This window comes from Streptomyces sp. NBC_01549 (genome assembly GCF_026339955.1).
Classification (GTDB): Bacteria; Actinomycetota; Actinomycetes; order Streptomycetales; family Streptomycetaceae; genus Streptomyces.
On sequence record NZ_JAPEPW010000001.1, the window covers coordinates 3,511,969 to 3,531,645 of the forward strand.

General features: G+C 71.9%; 15 protein-coding genes and 2 pseudogenes. 8 read left to right on the top strand and 9 right to left on the bottom strand.

Annotated elements, in window-relative coordinates; all coding sequences use genetic code 11:
• Positions 1–54 precede the first annotated feature (54 nt).
• Positions 55–2,097, bottom strand: coding sequence for an ATP-binding domain-containing protein (locus OG819_RS15725; protein ID WP_266625788.1), 2,043 nt, complete (start codon positions 2,095–2,097; stop codon positions 55–57).
• A 330-nt stretch (positions 2,098–2,427) separates the two neighbouring features.
• Here OG819_RS15725 and OG819_RS15730 point away from each other — a divergent pair, with 330 nt between their 5' ends.
• Together OG819_RS15730 and OG819_RS15735 are read left to right on the top strand one after the other, a co-directional pair.
• Positions 2,428–2,622 (top strand): hypothetical protein, encoded by a 195-nt coding sequence (locus tag OG819_RS15730; RefSeq protein WP_266433393.1) that lies wholly within the window; start codon positions 2,428–2,430, stop codon positions 2,620–2,622.
• A gap of 207 nt (positions 2,623–2,829) precedes the next feature.
• Positions 2,830–3,861 (top strand): glycosyltransferase 87 family protein, encoded by a 1,032-nt coding sequence (locus tag OG819_RS15735; protein WP_266652700.1) that lies wholly within the window; start codon positions 2,830–2,832, stop codon positions 3,859–3,861.
• Here the strand turns inward: OG819_RS15735 and OG819_RS15740 are convergent.
• Positions 3,819–5,462 (bottom strand): DNA repair helicase XPB, encoded by a 1,644-nt coding sequence (locus OG819_RS15740; RefSeq protein WP_266625786.1) that lies wholly within the window; start codon positions 5,460–5,462, stop codon positions 3,819–3,821. The two genes, OG819_RS15735 and OG819_RS15740, sit on opposite strands and share 43 nt — an antisense overlap.
• 75 nt (positions 5,463–5,537) lie before the next feature.
• Entirely contained in the window at positions 5,538–8,138 is a 2,601-nt protein-coding gene (locus OG819_RS15745; RefSeq protein WP_266649934.1) for a helicase C-terminal domain-containing protein, read from the bottom strand.
• Positions 8,139–8,327: 189 nt separating this feature from the next.
• On the opposite strand from OG819_RS15745, the gene OG819_RS15750 reads away from it, so the two are divergent.
• Positions 8,328–9,323 carry a hypothetical protein gene (locus OG819_RS15750; RefSeq protein WP_266649936.1) on the top strand — a complete coding sequence of 332 codons (996 nt, stop codon included), beginning with the start codon at positions 8,328–8,330 and terminating at the stop codon, positions 9,321–9,323.
• 82 nt (positions 9,324–9,405) lie between these two features.
• Positions 9,406–10,068 carry a haloacid dehalogenase-like hydrolase gene (locus tag OG819_RS15755; protein ID WP_266649938.1) on the top strand — a complete coding sequence of 221 codons (663 nt, stop codon included), beginning with the start codon at positions 9,406–9,408 and terminating at the stop codon, positions 10,066–10,068.
• Here OG819_RS15755 and OG819_RS15760 read toward each other — a convergent pair.
• Together OG819_RS15760 and OG819_RS15765 are read right to left on the bottom strand one after the other, a co-directional pair.
• Positions 10,044–10,310, bottom strand: coding sequence for a hypothetical protein (locus OG819_RS15760; RefSeq protein WP_266433404.1), 267 nt, complete (start codon positions 10,308–10,310; stop codon positions 10,044–10,046). The genes OG819_RS15755 and OG819_RS15760 overlap by 25 nt on opposite strands.
• Before the next feature lie 66 nt (positions 10,311–10,376).
• Positions 10,377–12,344: a zinc ribbon domain-containing protein gene (locus OG819_RS15765; RefSeq protein WP_266649941.1), complete on the bottom strand. Its 1,968-nt coding sequence runs from the start codon at positions 12,342–12,344 to the stop codon at positions 10,377–10,379.
• Positions 12,345–12,828: 484 nt separating this feature from the next.
• Here OG819_RS15765 and OG819_RS15770 point away from each other — a divergent pair.
• The 3 genes and pseudogenes from OG819_RS15770 (at position 12,829) to OG819_RS58580 (ending at position 14,404) form a co-directional block, all read left to right on the top strand.
• Positions 12,829–13,680, top strand: a pseudogene (locus tag OG819_RS15770) (putative RNA methyltransferase).
• Between the two features lie 47 nt (positions 13,681–13,727).
• Positions 13,728–13,874 (top strand): annotated as a pseudogene (locus tag OG819_RS15775) (transposase); the annotation flags it as partial.
• 146 nt (positions 13,875–14,020) lie between these two features.
• Positions 14,021–14,404 (top strand): cold-shock protein, encoded by a 384-nt coding sequence (locus OG819_RS58580; RefSeq protein ID WP_075027044.1) that lies wholly within the window; start codon positions 14,021–14,023, stop codon positions 14,402–14,404.
• Positions 14,405–14,512: 108 nt separating this feature from the next.
• Here OG819_RS58580 and OG819_RS15785 read toward each other — a convergent pair whose 3' ends face one another.
• From OG819_RS15785 to OG819_RS15800, 4 genes are read right to left on the bottom strand one after another with little or no spacing between them, the layout of a single operon-like run.
• Complete coding sequence (locus OG819_RS15785) at positions 14,513–15,376, bottom strand: 1,4-dihydroxy-6-naphthoate synthase (RefSeq protein ID WP_266649943.1); 864 nt, start codon at positions 15,374–15,376, stop codon at positions 14,513–14,515.
• Positions 15,354–16,091 carry a futalosine hydrolase gene (locus OG819_RS15790; RefSeq protein ID WP_266649945.1) on the bottom strand — a complete coding sequence of 246 codons (738 nt, stop codon included), beginning with the start codon at positions 16,089–16,091 and terminating at the stop codon, positions 15,354–15,356. Before OG819_RS15790 ends, OG819_RS15785 begins: the two co-directional genes overlap by 23 nt.
• Positions 16,092–16,117: 26 nt before the next feature.
• Positions 16,118–16,603 carry a DUF2771 domain-containing protein gene (locus OG819_RS15795; RefSeq protein WP_266649948.1) on the bottom strand — a complete coding sequence of 162 codons (486 nt, stop codon included), beginning with the start codon at positions 16,601–16,603 and terminating at the stop codon, positions 16,118–16,120.
• 59 nt (positions 16,604–16,662) lie between these two features.
• Positions 16,663–18,093: an MFS transporter gene (locus OG819_RS15800; protein WP_266649950.1), complete on the bottom strand. Its 1,431-nt coding sequence runs from the start codon at positions 18,091–18,093 to the stop codon at positions 16,663–16,665.
• A 476-nt stretch (positions 18,094–18,569) separates the two neighbouring features.
• On the opposite strand from OG819_RS15800, the gene OG819_RS15805 reads away from it, so the two are divergent.
• Entirely contained in the window at positions 18,570–19,496 is a 927-nt protein-coding gene (locus tag OG819_RS15805; protein ID WP_266649952.1) for a DUF3027 domain-containing protein, read from the top strand.
• Positions 19,497–19,677: the final 181 nt, after the last annotated feature.

The following is a 19,677-nucleotide window of genomic DNA, read 5'->3' on the forward strand; positions in this document are numbered from 1 at the left end:
CCATGACGAGCACGGCCGCACGCGTGCGGCGTCGCCGGCGAAGGGCCCGCCCCGCTAGGCCAGTTGCTGCGGCAGTGGGGCCGCGTGGGTGACGAGCAGGCCCGAGACCGCTCGGGTCAGCGCCACGTACAGGCGGCGCAGACCGGTCCGCTCGTCCGGCTCGCCGTCCACCACGGCTTGCGGTTCGTCCAAGACGACATAGTCGTACTCCAGCCCTTTCGCGAGCGAGGCCGGAACCAAGGCCAGGCGGGTTTGCGCCGTCGTCTCCTCGCCGGGGCCCAGGTATGTCAGGCCCGCCGTCGTCAGCGCCTCGGTGAGCGCCGGGATCCGGGCGTCGGCGGCGATGAGCCCGATCGAGCCCTCGTTGCGCAGCAACTCCTCGCAGGCGCCGATGACCTGCTCGTCGGCGGTCGTCGGGCGTACCTCGAAGAAGCCGGGGTTCTCGCGGACCGACGCCACCGGGGTGAGGCCCGGAGCGATGTGTGGCAGCAGCCGGGAGGCGTAGGTGATGACGTCGGTGGGGACGCGGAAACCGGCGGTCAGCTCCTCGATCACCGCTTCGCCCTTGCCGAGGTGGGCGAGCGCCTCGTCCCAACTCCGCGTCGCCCAGGGGGTCGTGCCCTGCGCGAGATCGCCGAGCACGGTCGCCGAACCCGTCGTGCAGCGCCGCCCCACCGCCCGGTACTGCATCGGCGACAGATCCTGCGCCTCGTCGAGCACGACATGACCGAGGGAGTGCGTGCGCCGGACGAGATCGGTGGCCTCGTCGATCAGCACGGCGTCGGCGGCGGACCACTTGGCCGACTTCACCGACCGCACCGGCTTCGCCCAGAGGATCTTCTTCTGCTCGTCCTCGTCGAGGAGCCCCTCCGCGTGGACGGCGAGGAAGTCGGCGTCGGTGAGCAGCCGCAGGACCAGTTTGGCGGGGTCGACCGGCGGCCAGATCGCCTTGACGGCCGCCTTCACCGCGGTGTTGCGGGCGACGGCGTCCTGCACCCGGTCGTCCGGGGCCTCGCCCGAGCGCTCCATCTGGACCAGCACGGCGTGCGCGATCCGCTGCGGAAGGGCTTCGTGGGCGGCGCCGTACCGGATGTCGCGGTCCAGCAGTTCCTGGACGATCGTCTCCAGTTCGTACGTCGGGACACGCCAGCGCCGCGAGCCGCGCACGACCACGACGCCCTCGGTCGGGAGCGTCACGTGCGAGCGGACGGCCCGGCGCAGCACCTCGGCCATCCGGGCGTCGCCCTTGACGACGGCGGCGGTCGCGTCGTCCGTCCCGCGTACCTCCACATGCGCGACCAGGTCGTCGACCGTCGCCTGCTTGACCTCCAGCTCGCCCAGCGCGGGCAGCACCTGCTCGATGTAGTGCAGGAAGGACTTGTTCGGCCCGATGACCAGGGTGCCGGTGCGGGCGAGGCGCTCCCGGTGGGCGTAGAGGAGGTAGGCGACGCGGTGCAGGCCGACGGCCGTCTTCCCGGTGCCGGGGCCGCCCTGCACACACACGGAGCCCGCGAGACCCGACCGTACGATCTCGTCCTGCTCCGGCTGGATGGTCGCCACGATGTCCCGCATCGGGCCGACGCGCGGGCGCTCGATCTCCTGCTGGAGCAGCTTGCTGGTGGCCGCGGCCTCGGAGGGGTCGGACAGGTGCTCGTCCTCGTACGCCGTGAGGTCGCCGCCGGTGTATCCGAAGCGGCGGCGCAGTCCGACGTCCATCGGGTCCTTCTTCGAGGCCCGGTAGAACGGCTGCGACACCGGCGCGCGCCAGTCGATGACCATCGGGTCGCCTTCGGCATCGTGCACATGCCGGCGCCCGATGTAGAAACGCTCGCCTTCTGCGCCCTCAGCCTTGTCGGCGCCGGGCGCGTGCAGGTAGTCGAGGCGGCCGAAGAACAGCGGGGTGTGGCTGAGGTCGGCGAGGGACTTGATGCGTTCGTCGATCTGGCGGGCGAGGATCTGGGCGTTCACCCAGTTCGCGGCGACGTCGCTGATGTCTAGGTTCTCCACGTCCTCGCGCATCGCGCGCAGTGCCGCACGGGACTCGCCGAGGTGGGCGCGCTCGCGGGAGAGGGGGTCGTGGGCGGGTGGGGTGGACAACGTGGAGCCTCCGGAAGACCTGCTGCGTGTGAGTGGGTACGGCGGTCGAGCCGTTGGATGCTGTCCGGTTTCCGGCCGGGCGGCGGCACTCCGTCGAGGGAGGCGGGCAAGAGCGGAGATTCTAGGTCAGGGGAGGAGGTCCAGGCCAACTCTTTTTCGCGGCATCGTTCGCGGCGTCATGCGCGGCATCAGGGATGCGACCCCCGTATCCCTAGGGGGCGCCGTCCGTCGTGAGGCGTACACGCAGAGGCCCGCAGGTGTACGAGGGGCCCGCCGAGGTTCGGTCCATAGGCCGACGCCATCAGGGGTCACGGAATCCATGATGGATACATGAGCGCAGCAACCTTCACCCCAGGCCCTTCCCAACGCGGTCCCGCCGCTCGTGGCGCGACCGCCTTCTCCCCCGTTCACCACCACCACCGTGTCGGCGACGCCCTGCGCGCCGTCAAGGTCTTCGTGGGCGCGGCGTTCGGCGTGGTGCTCCTCGGTGAGTACGAGGAGGAGGCGGGCGTACGACGACGGTGAGCCGTTCGCCGGGGTGAACCGTCCCGGCACTAGGGTCACTCCGTGTTTCACCGGAACGTGACCGATCGCTCACCCAACGAAGTCCCCCCGTACTCCGTCCCCCGTTTCTCCGCCTCCCCCCGTTCCCCCGCCTTCCTTTTTCCCGTCCTTCTGCTGGCGACGTCCCTCGCCGCGTTCGTCGCTCTGTGTCTCCTCCGGCGCACCCCGATGGCCGACGCGCTCGTCTACCGGGCCGAGGGTGCGGCCGTCGTCCACGGCACGGATCTCTACGGGTTCACCGTCACCGAGTGGCATCTGCCCGCCACGTACCCGCCCTTCGCGGCACTTGTCTTCGTCCCGCTGGCCTGGCTCCCGCTGTCCGTCCTCAAGGCGGCCTGCGTCGCCGGGAACGTGGCCCTGCTGGCCGTACTGGTCCGGCTCTCCTGCCGTCTCGCGGGCCTGCCGACGCGCCTGCCCGCGCTCTGTGCCGCCACCGCGCTCGCCCTGTGGCTCGAACCCGTCTTCCAGACCGTGCTCTTCGGCCAGATCAACCTCGCCGTCGCCTGCCTCATCCTCTGGGACCTGACCCGGCCGCCCGGCGCCCCGGGCAAGGGCATCGCCCTCGGCATCGCGGCCGGGGTGAAACTGACCCCGGCCGTCTTCGTCGCGTATCTGCTGCTCAAGGGCCGGCGACGGGAAGCGGCGACCGCGTCGGCCGCCTTCGCAGGGACCGTACTGCTGGGCGCGCTCGTCCTTCCCGCCGCGAGCGTCGACTTCTGGACCCGGCGGCTCTACGAGACCGGCCGCGTCGGCAAGGTGTGGATCGTCGACAACCAGTCGCTCCAGGGGCTGATCGCCCGCGCGCTGGGGGACCCGGCACCGGGTCCGCTGTGGGCCGTGCCCGCGCTGGCCGTCGCGGCGGCGGGACTGTGGCTGGCCCGCCGCGCGCGCACCGACCGCGAGGGCGTCCTCGTCACCGCCCTCACGGCCCTGCTGATCTCACCCATCAGCTGGTCGCACCACTGGGTGTGGTGCGTTCCGCTGATCGCCGTGCTGTACGCCGGACACGGCCCGCGCCCGGCCGCCGCCACCGCCCTCGTCTTCGCGGCCCGCACCCTCTGGCTGGTCCCGCACCAGGGTGATCTGGACCTCGCTCTCCCCTGGTGGCAGCAGCCGTTCGCCTCGCCGTACCCCCTGCTGGGGCTGGCGCTGCTGGTTCAGTTGTCGGTCAGGAGCTCGTCGGCGTCGACGATCCGGTAGGCGTACCCCTGCTCCGCCAGGAACCGCTGCCGATGCGCGGCGAAGTCCTGGTCGATGGTGTCGCGGGCGACGACGGAGTAGAAGTGCGCCTGGTGGCCGTCGGCCTTCGGGCGCAGCACACGGCCAAGCCGCTGGGCCTCCTCCTGGCGCGAGCCGAAGGTGCCCGACACCTGGATGGCGACGGTCGCCTCCGGCAGGTCGATGGAGAAGTTGGCGACCTTCGACACGACGAGCACGCTGATCTCGCCCTCCCGGAAGGCGTCGAACAGCTTCTCCCGCTGGGCGTTGCTGGTCTCGCCCTTGATGACGGGCGCGTTCAAATGCTCGCCCAGCTCGTCGAGTTGGTCGATGTACTGGCCGATCACGAGGATCTGCTGCCCCGCGAACTTCCGCACCAGCGCCTCGGTGACCTTCCGCTTGGTGGCGGTCGTCGCGCAGAAGCGGTACTTCTCCTCGGTCTCGGCGGTCGCGTACGCGAGCCGCTCGGAGTCGGTGAGGTTGACACGGACCTCGACACAGTCGGCGGGAGCGATGTACCCCTGCGCCTCGATCTCCTTCCAGGGCGCGTCGAACCGCTTGGGCCCGATGAGCGAGAAGACGTCCGACTCGCGCCCGTCCTCGCGGACCAGGGTCGCGGTCAGGCCCAGCCGCCGCCGCGCCTGGAGATCGGCCGTGAACTTGAAGACGGGCGCGGGCAGCAGGTGCACCTCGTCGTAGACGATGAGTCCCCAGTCCCGGGAGTCGAAGAGTTCCAGGTGGGGGTAGACGCCCTTCCGCCTGGTCGTCAGCACTTGGTAGGTGGCGATGGTGACCGGGCGGATCTCCTTCTTCGTCCCGCTGTACTCGCCGATCTCGTCCTCGGTCAGCGAGGTGCGCTTCACCAGCTCGTGCTTCCACTGCCGGGCGGAGACGGTGTTGGTGACGAGGATGAGGGTGGTGGCCTTGGCCTGCGCCATGGACCCGGCGCCGACGAGCGTCTTCCCTGCTCCACAGGGCAGGACGACAACGCCCGACCCGCCGTGCCAGAAGTTCTCCACGGCCTGCTTCTGGTAGGGCCGCAGCGCCCAGCCGTCCTCCGCCAGCTCGATCGGGTGCGCCTCCCCGTCGACGTATCCGGCGAGGTCCTCGGCCGGCCAGCCCAGCCTCAGCAGGGTCTGCTTGATCTGCCCGCGCTCGGAGGGGTGCACGGCCACGGTGTCCGGGTCGATCCGGTTGCCGACGAGCGGGATGATCCGCTTCGACCGCAGGATCTCCTCCAGGACGGGCCGGTCGGTGGTGGTCAGGACCAGGCCGTGGGCCGGGTGCTTGCTGAGGGTGAGGCGCCCGTAACGGTCCATCGTCTCGGCGATGTCGACGAGCAGCGCGTGCGGCACGGGGTAGCGGCTGAACTCGACGAGCGCGTCGACGACCTGCTCGGCGTCGTGGCCCGCGGCGCGCGCGTTCCACAGGCCGAGCGGCGTCAGCCGGTAGGTGTGGATGTGCTCGGGCGCCCGCTCCAGCTCGGCGAACGGCGCGATGGCCCGGCGGCAGGCGTCGGCCTGCTCGTGGTCGACTTCCAGGAGCAGGGTCTTGTCGCTCTGGACGATGAGGGGTCCGTTCACACCCGTCCCTTTCTGCGTGCCGTCACCCCGCGCGGATGACCGGCCAAACGTCCAGTGTGCCTCAAGGAGCGGTGATCACGGCTGGTCGTCGGCGAGCTCGGCGACCCCGGTCACACGGTGCAACGGATACGTGCGGACTTCGTCCGCGGTGTGGTCGTACGCCGTGACGAAGCCGCCCTCCACCCGGATCGGGGCGATCACGCGCTGGCTGGCGGCGCCCTCGGCGTTCACGTACCCGATCCACACCGCCTCGCCGGTCATGACGGCGGCCTGCATGGTGGCGAGGGTCTCGGCGGAACTGGTGCGCGGCAGCTCGCCGTTGCCCGGCGCCTGTGCCTGCGCGTCCTTGCGCGGGGTCGTGGAGGCCAGGTCACCGGCGCGGATGGCGCGGATCGCGGCACCGAGGAGCGTGGCGTCGGGCACCGGCGGGCCGTCCGGCACGGGCACGGGGGCGGAGCGCGCCGGGGTGCGGTGGGCGTGGGCTCGGGTGATCAGCACATCGCCCTCGGCGGACTCCGCGGCGGGCGCGAAGCCCATGGAGCGCAGGCCCTCCAGCAGGGCCGCGGGGTCGGCCTGGGCGGCGAGCACGGTGGGCGCGAGGCGGCGCAGCCGCAGCCCCTGCGAGCGCTTGTCGGCGAGGATCTCGCTCAGCAGCGCGTCGTCGTCGCAGCGGACGTACGCCGAGGCCGCCCCGATCCGCAGATGGCCGTGCCTACGGGCCACGTCGTCGATCAGATAGGCGAGGGGCTGCGGCACGGGCGTGCGGGAGTGCGCCGTGAGGAACGCGTGCAGGTCCGAGGCCGAACGGCCCGCGTCCAGGGCCCGCCGTACCGACCCCGGGGTGAAGCGGTAGACCGTCGCCCCGCCCTTCGACTCGACGTCCGCGAGCACGCCGAGCGCGTCGGCGAGGGGGCGCTCCAGCGGGCCGGGAGCGACGGCGGTCAGATCGGCCTGGAGGAGGACGTGGTCCAGGGGCTCGGGCAGCAGCGGGGCGAGGAGCCGTGCGGCGTGCGCGGCGGCAGCGGCCTGCTCGGCCGGGGAGGCCGGGGTCTCGGAGAGGGGGGCCTCGCCCGCGGGGCGGTGGTGTTTGTGCGCGGGGAGTTTGTCGCCGGGACCGGACGGGGCGGGCGTCCCGCTCTCCCGGGCGCTCGCCGCCGGCAGCCCCAGCAGCGCCCGCCCCTGCGCCGAGAGCGCGCCCCGGCCGGTGATCCCGAGCTGCTCCGACTCGGACAGGGTCCACCGGGCGAGCCGGGCCCGCAGATCCTCGGCCGTGCTCCGGTCCCCGCGCAGCGGACGCTCCCACTGGAGGCGGGCGAGGACCGAGTCCGGGGTGGCGGCGGCGCCCTCGGGCAGGGTGGCGAGGAGGGCCAGGACGCGGTGGCGGACCTCGGGGGCCGCCGAGCGGTCAAGGCCGGGGCCCAGCGCCGACAACGTACGTTCCTTCGTGTCCCGCCCGCCGATCAGACCCGCCGTACGGGTCGCGGCCAGCCACGCCGAGGCGAGGGTGGCCCACCGCTCGGCTGCGGGTCTCTCCAGCCACTCGTCGTAGGCGGGGGTGGCCGCGTACCGTTCATCGGCCTCTCCGTCCGAGGCCAGCAGCCCCGCCGCGTAGGCGAGCTCGACCCAGAACGCGGCCACCGGCTCCGCGACGTCGAGCGCCACCGCCGTTCGCTTCAGATCCCGCACGCTGAGCCCACCGGCGCGCAGTACGGCGGGCCCGCCCTCGTGCCAGTCCTTGAGCAGCTCCTCGACGGTGGCGAGCGCCGTGTAGGCCTGGCCCGCCGCCGCGCTGTCCACAACCTGTGGACGGTGTGTCCGCGCGGCCTCGACCGCCGGGGCCACCGGCTCCGTCGCCCGGTGCGCGCGGCCCGCCCGCAGATGCAGGGCGACCTCCCGGGGCAGTACGACCGTGCCGGGCGCCGTCGGCAGCAGCAGCCCGCGGTCGATCAGCCAGCGCAGATGGCGTGCCGGGTCGGCGGTCACCTGGCCGTACGGCGGCCCCCACACCAGCCGGGACAGCACGTTCAGCGCCTCGGCCGGGGCGGTGTCGAGGAGCGCCGACATCGCCGCCCGGTCGGTGAACAGCGCGGTGAGCGAGGCGACGGCGGAGACGGAGTCGTGCGTGGTCGCCAGTCCGGCCTCGGCCACGATCTCCTGGATGCGACCCGGGGACATCCCGGCCGTGGCCTCGGCGACGGTCGGCCCCAGGCCGGTGGGCGACGGGTGTTGGGGGGACGGTGCGAGCAGCTCGCGCGCCGTCCGTACGAGGCGCAGACGGTCGTCGGGGCCCCATACGAGGGCCTGCTCGCGGAGCGTCCCCAGAGCGCGCGGGAACGCCGCCGTGACCGCCGGGTCGTTGTCGTCGCCCGCCAGCAGTGCGAGCAGTTCGTCGTAGGCCGCCGGGTCCGACGCGACGGCGAGGGCCTCCGCGGTCTGGAGCGCGAACCGGTCCAGGCGCTCCAGGGCGCGGACCACCGAGGCGCGGGTGCCGGCGCGGGTGGCGAGCTGGGTGAGGTCCGTGGGGACGGGGGTGATGAGGTCGGGGCGGCTGCGCAGGAGGGCCGACAGGGAGGCGTCGTCGCGGGCGCGGAGGGCTTCCGCGAGGGAGCGCGGAGCGGTGCCCTGCCCTGCGGGGTCCGGGGATCGGTCCGGCGTGGGGTGCTCCTCTGTGCTCATCCGCTCAACGGTAGTGGTTTCTCGCCCCCGCCGCCCCTACCCGTCCCACCCCCGGGGCTGCGCCCCGGACCCCGGGTGTGTTGTGAGGCCGCGGGTGGGTGGGGGCCGGTCGCGCGGTTCCCCGCGCCCCTAAACGCGATACCGTCGTGGCCACCGGGTTTACAACGCGCGCGCCCCGGAGGGGACTTCGTGGGGATTGAGAGCGACCAGCTCGTATTCGACTATCTGAGCCGCGTCGGAGACCTGGCCCAGCAGCGCCAGCTGCCCTCGGCCACCCGCATGCGACTCGTGTCGGAGCTGCGCAACGAGATCGACCGACGCCGGGCGAAGGCCCCCGTCGACAGCCCGGCCGCCGTCCGCCGCATCCTCACCCGCCTCGGCACCCCGGACGACATCGTCGCCGCCGCCCGCGAGGGCGCCTCCGAGGCCGGTACCGACGCCTGGGCCGCCGTTCCCACCCAGCGCGCGGGCGAGGGCGACGACCGCCCCAAGGGCCTGCGCCGAGTCGTCCCGAGGCCGCGCCCGGCGGAACCGAAACCCACGCCCCGCCCCACCGGGGCCGACGGCGCCCCCTCCCCGCCCCACCTCGCGAGCATGGACGAACTGGGCGACAGCTCCGCGGATCCGGACTGGTGGCGCAAGGACAGCAGCCCGTTCGGGCTGGGGGACAGCGTGCCGGGGTTCGTCGGCGGCGTGGAGATCCCCGAACTGCTCAAGCCGCCACCGAAGCACGCGGACGCGGACGCGGACGACGACGGCTCCGAGAAGGCGCCCAAGGCCGAGAAGGCCGCCCCCGTCGAAGAGGCAGACGTCGCCGTCGCGCCCCGTCGCCGGCTTCCCCGCCCGGGCGACTGGACCAACCCCCTCCTCCTGCTCGCCGCCGTCCTCCTCGTCGTCGGCGCCGCCCTCGGCAACTGGTTCGCCCTCGGTCTCGGCTGGCTCATCGCCTGGGCCTCCCGCCGGCTGAGCCCCGTCGAGTCGAAGTGGGCCGTGCTCGGCATGCCGGGGCTGGCCGTGACGGCGGGCGTCGTCTGGCTGTGGGGCCGTACGGACGGCCGCTGGGGCGATCCGATCGTCAAGGGGCACATGAACGAGGCGGTCGCGCAGACCTGGCCGTGGGTGGTGCGGGGCGCGGCCGTGGCCTCGGCGCTGTACCTGGTGTGGCGCTCACAGCGACGCCGCTGACCCACGCGGCCGGCTGGCACCGCTGACGGGTGCCGCCGACCGGCCTCGGACCGCCACCGGGCGCATGGGCACAATGGTCCATATGCCTATCGCATCGACGACGCCCCGGACTTCCCGCCCGCTGACCGTCGGCTTCGACCTCGACATGACGCTGATCGACTCCCGCCCCGGCATCCACGCCTGCTACCGGGCGCTCTCGGAGCGCACGGGGACGTACATCGACTGCGACCTGGCCATCACGCGGCTCGGACCGCCGCTGGCGGAGGAGCTGATCAACTGGTTCCCGGCGGACGAGGTGCCCGCGGTCGCCGACCTCTACCGCGAGATGTACCCCGTGCACGCCATCACCGGCACGCTCGCGATGCCCGGCGCCCGCGAGGCCGTCGCGGCGGTGCGGGCCGCGGGCGGGCACGCGGTCGTCGTCACCGCGAAGTGGGAGCCCAACGCCAAGCTGCATCTGGAGCACCTGGGCATCGACGCTGACGCGGTCGTCGGCGACCTGTGGGCCGAGCAGAAGGCGCAGGCGCTGCGGGAACACGGCGCGAGCGTGTACGTCGGCGACCACACCGGCGACGTCCGTGGCGCGCGCACCGCGGACGCGTACTCCGTCGCGGTCGCCACCGGCCCCTGCGACGCGGCGGAGCTGCGCGCGGCGGGCGCGGACGTCGTGCTGGCCGACCTGACGGAGTTCCCGGCGTGGCTGAGCGACTACCGCGGGGACTACCGGGAGGCCGTACGCGCCTGAATCGCGCGGGCCTGACGGCGTCCCGCGGCGACGGACCGCAGCACCCCCGCCGCGGCGACGAGGAAGCCGACGCCCATGAGCATGCTCAAGCCGAACATGTACGTCGGAAAAGCCTTCGTATGCAGGAGTAGTGGGGCCACGGTGACGAGTGTGGCCACGGCTCCGATGAAGAACACGATGGCACCGGCACGGATCAGCCGGTCACCTGGTTCGGCGGAATTCGGTTGGGTTTTGTCACGCACCGGACCAGGGTAGTTCCCAGCGCGAAGGAACAATCCGGTCGGCCCCGGGACCATTAGCGTCTCTGATCAGCTAAGCGAACCTATGCGAACCGTAAGGTCTGACACGGGTTCTGCCCACCGTGGTGGGGCAGCATGAGCGTGGAGATGGAATCCCGCGCCGAGTGCTGCCCCGCGTGGCCGGTGGCCGGTGGTGGGTGTGCTGATCGTGGTCACGCTCTGGTGCCGGTGGGCTGCGCGGGGCAGCCGCTGCCGGTCCGTTGGTGCGTGTCCCTCCGGACGCTGGCCGGCGCGGCCCGAAGGCCGTACCGGGGAGGGAACCTCACGTCGCCTGGGCATGAGGTGGTTGGTTCGCGGCCGGGTGGGGCCGGTCTTCGACCGGTCCGTCCGGCTGGTCTTCGGGGTGGCCACGACGACGGCGTCGGCCTCCATCGTGTCCACCACCGCGCGGACCACCATGGTGCCGCTGGCGCGGTCCACGACGGTCTTGGTCTGGTGGGCGAGGCCGCGTGCGGCGATGCGCTGCCACGCCCCCTGGTCGCGGTCGCCCTGCCAGCCGCAGGAGCCGCACCGGGCCCACTTCCAGCCCGGTGTGGTGGGCCGGTCGGGGGCCTTGCGGTGCCGCAGCGGGGCCAGGCACTGTGGGCAGTGTTTCGAGGTGCCCCGGGCCGGGACGGTGACGACGGCTATGCCTGCCTCGGCGGCGAGGTGCCGCATGCGGTCCACGATCCGGCCGCGCACGACTTGTGACATGCGGGTGTTGATCGTGCGGCCCATGCCGCGGGCTTCCATCGAGCGGAGGTCTTCGACGTAGATGACGCTTGCCCCGGCGGTGATGGCCTGGTCAACCGCCCAGCGGGCGGCAGCCCAGGCCAAGGCGTCGTTGAGGTTCGACCGGCGATCGGAGACGTGCCGGATCTCCTCATCCAGGACTGCATGCCTGCCGGTCAGGTGGTGGTGTTCGGTCCCGCCGGTGAGCCGCTGGTAGTGGTCGGCCTTGGTGTGCAGGTGCTCGGACAGGCGGCGCAGCCGGTGCTGTTTCGCGAGGACCCCGGCCGCGCGGAACATGCCACCGCTGCCGAGGGCGGTGATGGCGCCGTCATCGTGGAGCCGGGCGGCCCCGGCGGACAGCAGGGTGTTCAGACCCCAGTCCACACCCAGCGCCACCGTGTGCCCGCTCGGCCGCGTCTTCGGGACGACGTGGCTGTAGGCGAGATCGGCCCGCACCCTGCCCCGGTGGATACGCAGGGTGGGTAGATGAACTACCGCGTTCGCGGGGATTGTAGGCGGCAAACTGATCGGACAGGCCACCCACGTCCAGTCCGCGTAGGACTGCGGATCAGGGCGAGTGGGCAGTTGCAGGCGCAGCAGGGCGCGGCCCGGATCGTCGGCGCGTTCGATGGTGGCCTGCTGCCCGTCACAGGCGGACAGCAGCAGCATCCGCGCCGTCCGGGGCGCGGCCTCCACCTCGAACACATCAACCGGCATCCGGCCGTGCTTGGTGGCGAACGCGGCAATCTGCCGGGTACGGGAGTTGATGACGCTGGATGGCAGAAACTGCCCGCCGGGCACCGCCTCACGCGCCGCATCCCACTCCTGCGCGGTGCGCCTGGCGGGGTCGGCAGGCCAGGCCGCGAGCACACCGGAGGTCAGATCGGCACGCCACTTCGCCGAGCGCAGCGTGCGCCCTGCTGTCTCCTGGGCCATCCGCACGACGCGGTCGTTGACACGGATACCCTCGGCCGGACTGGCGGTCCAGCCCAGGCGGCGCAGGGCCATCCAGGCGTTCGACGGCAGCTTGCGGCCCCCGGCATCCTCGCCACCGGCCAGCATGTCCACGTCGGCGGCATTCCAGTGCTCGGTCAGCAGGGCGGCGACCATTCCGGACGCCAGATCAGCGGCCCAGCCCACCCGCTCCACCAGTACACCGGCGGGCAGGACTTCACCCGTCTTCTCCTCCACGCCGGTGCGCAGCAGACCACGGGCACAGGCAGTACGGGCAGTCTCGCCCCCGGCAAGCGGCAGCTTCCGACTCACCAGCGCCCCTCCCCAACCCCAAGCATGATGCTGTCATCCGATCAACGACACCCGTGTGAAAAGGTCACACAATCGATCCTCGTACTCACACACGACACCAGCACCGCACGCACGGCCTGACCTCGGGGGACGAATCACCATGGATACCTAAGGAAATACGTGAGCTTGGTACCGGCGGGGCCGACGACCCGCTGACGGAGTGACACGGCTATCGCCAAGGCTCTTGGAGTCTCCCGAGTCGGCTTGTACCGACAGGGGTTTCGCCGATGCTCGTAGACTCATGACGTGGCATTCATGAGCACCCCGCACTGCTGCTTCCTGTGATCGGAAGACGTTGAGGGCGATGCCGGACGGCGTCGCCCTCCTTGGTGTGTCTGCTGCGTGAACCACGTTCTCGGCGCTGCCCGTTCCTTCCCGAGGCAGTGACTTTCTGGGTGCGCATGCAGGCACGGTCTCTTCCTTTCACCCTTGCCAGGAGTGCCTCGTGCCCGTGTTGCTTCCCCCTGCCCTCGAACGGTCCCTCGACCTGCTGCGCTGCCCAATGTGCCGCACGCGCCGCCTGCACCACGACCGCGGCGCACTGCGCTGCCCGGCGGGTCACACCTTCGATGTGGCCCGCCACGGCTACGTCGGCCTGCTGACAGGCACCCGTGCCACCAGCGGCGACGACGTGGCCATGGTCCAGGCCCGGAGCCGATTCCTGTCCACCGGCACGTACGCGCCCATCCGCAGAGTCGTGGCCCGCCTGGCTGCCAACTCCGTGCCTGAGCAGGCCACGGTTGTGGACGTTGGGTGCGGCACGGGCTACTACCTGGCCGGCGCACTCGACCAACTGCCCGGTGCCCGTGGTCTGGGGCTGGACACGCCGGTGCGCGCGCTGCGCTCAGCGGCTCGTGCCCATGAATGAGCCGCCGCGGCGGCCTGGGACGTCTTCCGTCCTTTTCCACTGGCCAGCAGGGTGGCCGACGTCGTGTTGGACGTGTTCGCCCCGCGCAACCCGGCCGAGTTCCACCGAGTGCTCCGCCCGACCGGTCGGTTGATCGTGGTCCGTCCTACCGGGCGGCACCTGGCCGAGCTGCGCGGCCGGGTGCCTGCGATGGTCACGATCGACCCGGCCAAGGAGCAGCGCCTGCACCGGGCACTGGACCCCTTCTTCGAGGCCGCCGTCACCGAACAGGTGGAGTACCCCACGGCCCTGGTCAGGCCGGAGGCCCTGGACCTGGTGGCGATGACGCCGAGCGCACGCCACTTGAGCCGTGCAGACCTGAACGATGACGGCCTCGTGCCCGACCAGGTCACCGTCTCCGTGCTGGCCACCGCCTACCAGCCTCGGTGACCACGAGCGGGCGCATGCGCCCGCTGACCAACAAGCAGTAAGCACGGCTGGCGCCCTGCCTTCCCCGCAACACAGGGAAGGCAGGGCGCGCGTTCGCCGACCGCCGTCGCATCATCGAAGGGATCGTCCACCGAGACCGCACCGGAATCCCCTGGAGAGATCTGCCCCGCGAAACGTTCGGGCCCTGGCAGACGGCGACAGCACTGGACCTCCCTGCAGCCCCTCTGAGTCCTTGCTTTCACTGGCAGGGGCTCTGCCCGTTTTCTCAGGTGATCCACGGGTAAAGCCCCGGTAGGCTGGTCGGATTGTGCATGGTGGGTAGCGAAGGTGGGTGTGTGCTTTGCCGACTGGCAAGGTCAAGTGGTTCAACAGCGAGAAGGGCTTCGGCTTTCTCTCCCGCGACGACGGCGGCGACGTCTTCGTTCATTCCTCGGTCCTGCCCGCCGGAGTAGATGTGCTCAAGCCCGGCCAGCGCGTGGAGTTCGGTGTCGTCGCCGGCCAGCGCGGTGACCAGGCTCTTTCGGTGAGCATCCTGGACCCGACGCCCTCCGTCGCGGCCGCCCAGCGCCGTAAGCCGGACGAACTGGCCTCCATCGTGCAGGATCTGACGACCCTTCTCGAAAACATCACGCCGATGCTGGAGAAGGGCCGCTACCCCGACAAGGCCTCCGGCAAGAAGATCGCGGGCCTCCTGCGAGCGGTCGCCGACCAACTCGACGTATAGCCCCATGGGGGAGCCGAACCGAGGACACCTGGGCCCTTAGTGTCCTCGGTTTCCGAGCAGGGTGTCCCCGCGGCGGATTCGTCAACGGCATCCGCCCCTCGGCCGGGGTCAGGGGAATGACAGGGCGTCGGGTCCGAGCGCGGGGACCAGTCCTTCGGCGGCGGCGCGGGTGAGCAGGCCCCGGATCGCGGCGTAGCCGTCCTCTCCGAGGTCGGCGGTGAACTCGTTGACGTACAGGCCGATGTGCTGGTCGGCGACGGTCGGGTCCATCTCCTGGGCGTGTTCGAGGACGTAGGGGCGGGAGGCCTCCGGGTCGTCCCAGGCGGCGCGGACCGAGGCGCGGGTGGCGTCGGCGAGAGTCTTCAGACGCTCCTCGCCCAGCGAGCGCTTGGCGATGATCGCGCCGAGCGGAATGGGCAGTCCGGTCGCGCGCTCCCAGTGGCCGCCCATGTCGGCGAGCTTGTGCAGCCCGTAGTTCTGATACGTGAAACGGGCCTCGTGGATGACGAGTCCGGCGTCGACCTTCCCGTCCCGCACCGCCGGCATGATCTCGTGGAAGGGCATGACGACGATCTCGCCGACCCCGCCGGGAACCGTGTCCGCGGCCCACAGACGGAAGAGCAGGTAGGCGGTCGACCGCTCGCTCGGAACGGCGACCGTGCGCCCGGTCAGGTCCGCGTCCGGTTCACGGGTGAGGACCAGGGGCCCGCAGCCCCGGCCCAGCGCGCCCCCGCACGGCAGCAGCGCGTACTCGTCCAGGACGTACGGCAGCACGGCGTACGACACCTTCAGCACGTCGAACTCGCCGCGCTCGGCCATGCCGTTGGTGATGTCGATGTCCGCGAAGGTCACGTCGAGCGCGGGTGCGCCCGGGACACGGCCGTGGGCCCAGGCGTCGAAGACGAAGGTGTCGTTCGGGCAGGGCGAGTACGCGATCTGCAGGGTCTTCTCAGGGCTGGTGGTCTGGGTCATGTGGGTTCCAACTCTCCAGGACGGGCGCGAGCTTCCCGAACGCCTCGGTGAGGGCCGCGAGGGCCTCGCCGATGCGCCAGGCGGCGCGGTCGCGCGGGCCGACGGGGTTGGAGACCGCGCGCATCTCCAGTACGGGCACACCGTGCGCGGCGGCCGCCTCGGCCACGCCGAAGCCCTCCATGGCCTCGGCGAGGGCGTGGGGGTGGCGGGCCCGCAGCTCGGCGGCGCGCTCGGCGCTGCCGGTCACGGTGGACACGGTCAGTACGGTTCCGGCACGTCCGCCTGTGGCCGACACGACCTCTCGTACGAGTGATCGCGGCGGACGGTGGCTGACGGTTCCGAAGCCGAGTTCGGTGACCGGCAGGAACCCGTCCGCGGTCTCGGCACCCAGATCCGCCACGGTGATCTCGTCGGCGACGACGAGGGATCCCACCGGGGCCTGAGGCTGAAAACCGCCCCCGATCCCGGTGGAGACGACGAGGTCGTAGGGGGCGCCGTCCAGGGCGGCAGCGGTGAGCGCGCCCGCGGTGGACGAGGCTGCCGGAGCGGGCCCCACCCCGGCGGCCAGCAGATCGAGGGTCACGCGGGCGGCGGTGCTGCCGCAGGGGGCCGGGGACAGCCGCTCCAGGGCCGCGCCGGGCAGCCGTAGCGAACGGCCGGTGGCAGCGAACGCCCCGGCCACCGCGTCCCTCTCGACAGGAACCGCGGTGGCCACCAGCACCTTCAGCCCAGCGGCAGCGATCAGGCGTCCTTCTTGAGCTTGAAGGACCACAGCCCGGTCACCGTCTTGTCGCCCTCCTTGATGGAGACGAGCGTGGAGTTGCCGCTCGCGCCGTACTGCGCGTTGAAGAACACGCTGCCCGGGATCGTGCGGTACGTCTTCTTGCTGGATTCGGTGAGCGGCTGACCGTTCATCAGGATCGTCCAGCCGTTGTCGGCGATCTTCGGGTCCACACCGAACCGGACGGTCTCGTCGGGGTCGACCTTGATGGACTTGATGTCCGTGCCCTTGAGGCACTTGGCCAGGTCCTCGGTCTTCACCTCCTTGCCGTCGTTGTAGCAGTCGGTCTCGGAGCTCACGGAGTTCTTGCCGACCGTGATGGTGGCCAGCGGCGTCGGCTTGTCACAGGCGGACAGGACGAGAAGTCCGGCGGAAACGGCGCCGAGAGCGGCAACGGCGCGACGGCGATGTCCATTGGCGGCTCTGCCGCGGGGCAGGGAGGTCATGGCCGAAGGCTATCGGGCACGTCCACCGCTCCCCCCACGTGGGGTACGGCGTGCCGCCGTCAGGCCACGCGTGGCCGCGTCGGCCCCCCGTGCCGCGCCGCGCCGAGCAGCCCCCGCACGGTCGTCAGCCATCCGACGGCGACGATCGCGGCGGCGACGGACAGGCCGAGCGTGCCGTTGAGAGGCAGCACGATGCCGATCGCGCCGCCGAACACCCAGGCCACCTGCAACAGCGTCTCCGAGCGCGCGAACGCCGACGTACGGACGAGTTCCGGCACGTCCCGCTGGATCAGCGCGTCCAGGGAGAGCTTGGCGAGCGCCTGCGAGAACCCCGCGACCGCCGTCAGACAGGCCACCAGGACGGCACCGAAGAAGAGGGCGGCGGTGATCGCGGCCCCCAGCACACACGCGACGACCGTCACGATGATGATCTCCGGGGCACGCGATTTCAGCCAGGCCCCGACCGCCGTGCCGAGCGCGTTGCCCGCGCCCGCCGAGACGCCCACGATCCCCAGCGAGACGGCCGCGCTCTCGCCGGTGAGCGGGTGCTCGCGGAGCAGGAAGGCGAGGAAGAAGATCAGGAAGCCGGAGAGACAGCGCAGGGCGGCGTTGGCGCCGAGAGCGTGGGTGACGGCCGTACCGACGGTACGCAGCCCCGGCCGCTGCAGCTTGTCCTTGATGAGGTGCGGTCCGTGCAGGTGCTCCTCGTCCGCGGCCAGCAGCGCCCGGTCCTCGCCCTTGGCCGAGTCGACCTTGGGCGGCAGCGTGAACGACAGGAATGTTCCCGCGAGGAAGATGACGAAGGCGCCGTAGAGCGGATAGCGCGGTCCGAGGGCCTGCAACCCCGCCCCGATCGGCGCGGCGACACCGGTGGCCAGGAGTCCGCCCAGGGTGACCCGGGAGTTCGCCTTCACCAGGGAGAACCGGGGTGGCAGCAGCCGTGGCACCACGGCACTTCGCACGACCCCGTACGACCTGGACGCGACCAGCACCCCCAGCGCGGCGGGATACAGCTCCAGGCTGCCGGTCACGACCGCGCCCGACAGCAGCAGCGCGAGCATGGCCCGGGCGAACATCGCGCCCGCCATCGCGGCCCGGCGGCCGTGCGGGAGACGGTCCAGCAGCGGGCCGATCACCGGGGCGAGGACGGTGAAGGGCGCCATGGTGATGGCGAGGTAGAGAGCGACACGTCCGCGTGCCTCGTCGGTGGGTACCGAGAAGAAGACCGTCGAGGCGAGCGCGACGGTGATCATGACATCGCCGGCGCCGTTCACCGCGTGCAGCTCGATCAGTTTCCCGAGCCCGGATTCGCCGGCCCCGTGGGCGTGCGTCACCTTGCGGATCCCGCGCGCCGTTCCGGTCACCGGGAAGTGCAGGGCGCGGCCCATCGCGCGGACGGAACCGGTCATCCGGCCCGATCCGCTGTTTCTGGTGCCCCCCTTGGCAGCGCCGATCCCGGCGGTTCCCTGGGGCGACCTCGCGGCTGCCACTCCGCAATAGTGCCCCGAGAAGTGCGTACGTAGTGCGGTTACCACGCGTATAGCGGCCGAGTGGGCTGGTGACGGGCCCGACGCGGGTCGCGTGTCGGGGTGGAGAACCGGACCGGGGCGGGGGCGAGGAGCGATTTCCGGCCGACCGCGATGGTTGTGCGAGGTTCTTTTCGATCCGTACGAGAGGGGGCGTGGGGTGGGAAAACACCGCATCGTGGCGGCCCGGAGACCCGGCGCGGAGTGCGGAAGCGCCCCGCCGGTGTGGGCCCAGGGCTCAGGAGAAGGTAGCGTGCGTAGCGCGCCTGCGGCGGTTGTTCTCGGCCGCGCGCCTCTCGGTCATCCCGCAGAATGGATGACGTAGGTGCGCCCGAGTGCGATCGGGCGCGGACGTCGACGCGGCCCACCGGTCCGCTCCGTCCGCACTCCCGCCGAGGAATGGCGCACCCGTGAGACGGCGTAGGAGAGAAGCGATACCTGTGAGCGCAGCGACAACGCGAAGCCGCACCCCCGACCGCCTGTGCGCCGAGGCCGTCGACCTCGCGCGCGCCGCCGCCGAGGAGGCCGCCGCCCCCGGCGTCGTCGGTGAGCATGTGGGACTGGTCTCCGAGGGGGACCGCGTTGTCACGCACTACTTCGAGTGCAAAGAGTTCGGGTACCGCGGCTGGCGCTGGGCCGTGACCGTCGCCCGTGCCTCCCGCGCGAAGCTCGTCACCCTCGACGAGACGGTGCTGCTGCCCGGGTCCGACGCCCTGCTCGCGCCCGAGTGGGTGCCGTGGAGCGAGCGGCTGCGGCCCGGGGACATGGGGCCGGGTGACCTGCTGCCCACCGACGCCGAGGACCTCCGTCTCGAGCCGGGTTTCTCCGGCGAGGACGAGCCTGCGCCGAACTCCGCGGTCTCCCAGGACATGGCGGAACTGGCCGAGGCGGAGGACGCCGAGGTCACCGCCGGCACCCCCGCGCACCTGCCCTTCGCGCCGCGCCGCGGCTCGATCGCGGCCGTCGCGGAGGAACTCGGCCTGCGCCGGGCCCGTGTCCTCTCCCGCTACGGCCTCCATGTCGCGGCCGACCGCTGGGAGGAGTCGTACGGCCCCAAGACGGCGATGGCCCAGGCGGCCCCCGCGTCCTGCGTCAGCTGCGGCTTCCTGAACCCCATCGGGGGCTCGCTCGGACAGGCGTTCGGTGTCTGTGCGAACGAGTTCTCCCCGGCGGACGGGCGTGTCGTCTCCCTCTCCTACGGCTGCGGCGGCCACTCCGAGGCCGCGGTCATGCCCACACCTCCCCGCCCGGCCCCTCCGGTCATCGACGAGACCCGGGTCGACCCCTTCCCCCTCCGCCCCTCTCCGGATTCCGGTTCGGTCTCGATCACCCCGGACGAAACCTCGGCGGAACTGGGCCACTCGTAATTCCCCTCGCCCCCGCGATCGGCCTGAACGGTCTCGTCCTCAAACGCCGGACGGGCTGAAGATGCGCGCAGCGCCCCTTCAGGGGCGCGGGGCTGTGTGCATATGCGGCTCCGCCGCGGGGCGCGACCAGCCCCCACCGGACCCGCAGACAGGGGATCCGTGGGTGAGGATCCGGGGCGTA

Coding starts and splice junctions, on each gene's coding strand:
- OG819_RS15795 (WP_266649948.1), bottom strand. CDS start 16,603: ATGACCTCCCTGCCCCGCGGCAGAGCCGCCAATGGACATCGCCGTCGC.
- OG819_RS15785 (WP_266649943.1), bottom strand. CDS start 15,376: ATGACCCAGACCACCAGCCCTGAGAAGACCCTGCAGATCGCGTACTCG.
- OG819_RS15745 (WP_266649934.1), bottom strand. CDS start 8,138: ATGAGCACAGAGGAGCACCCCACGCCGGACCGATCCCCGGACCCCGCA.
- OG819_RS15730 (WP_266433393.1), top strand. CDS start 2,428: ATGAGCGCAGCAACCTTCACCCCAGGCCCTTCCCAACGCGGTCCCGCC.
- OG819_RS15755 (WP_266649938.1), top strand. CDS start 9,406: ATGCCTATCGCATCGACGACGCCCCGGACTTCCCGCCCGCTGACCGTC.
- OG819_RS15735 (WP_266652700.1), top strand. CDS start 2,830: ATGGCCGACGCGCTCGTCTACCGGGCCGAGGGTGCGGCCGTCGTCCAC.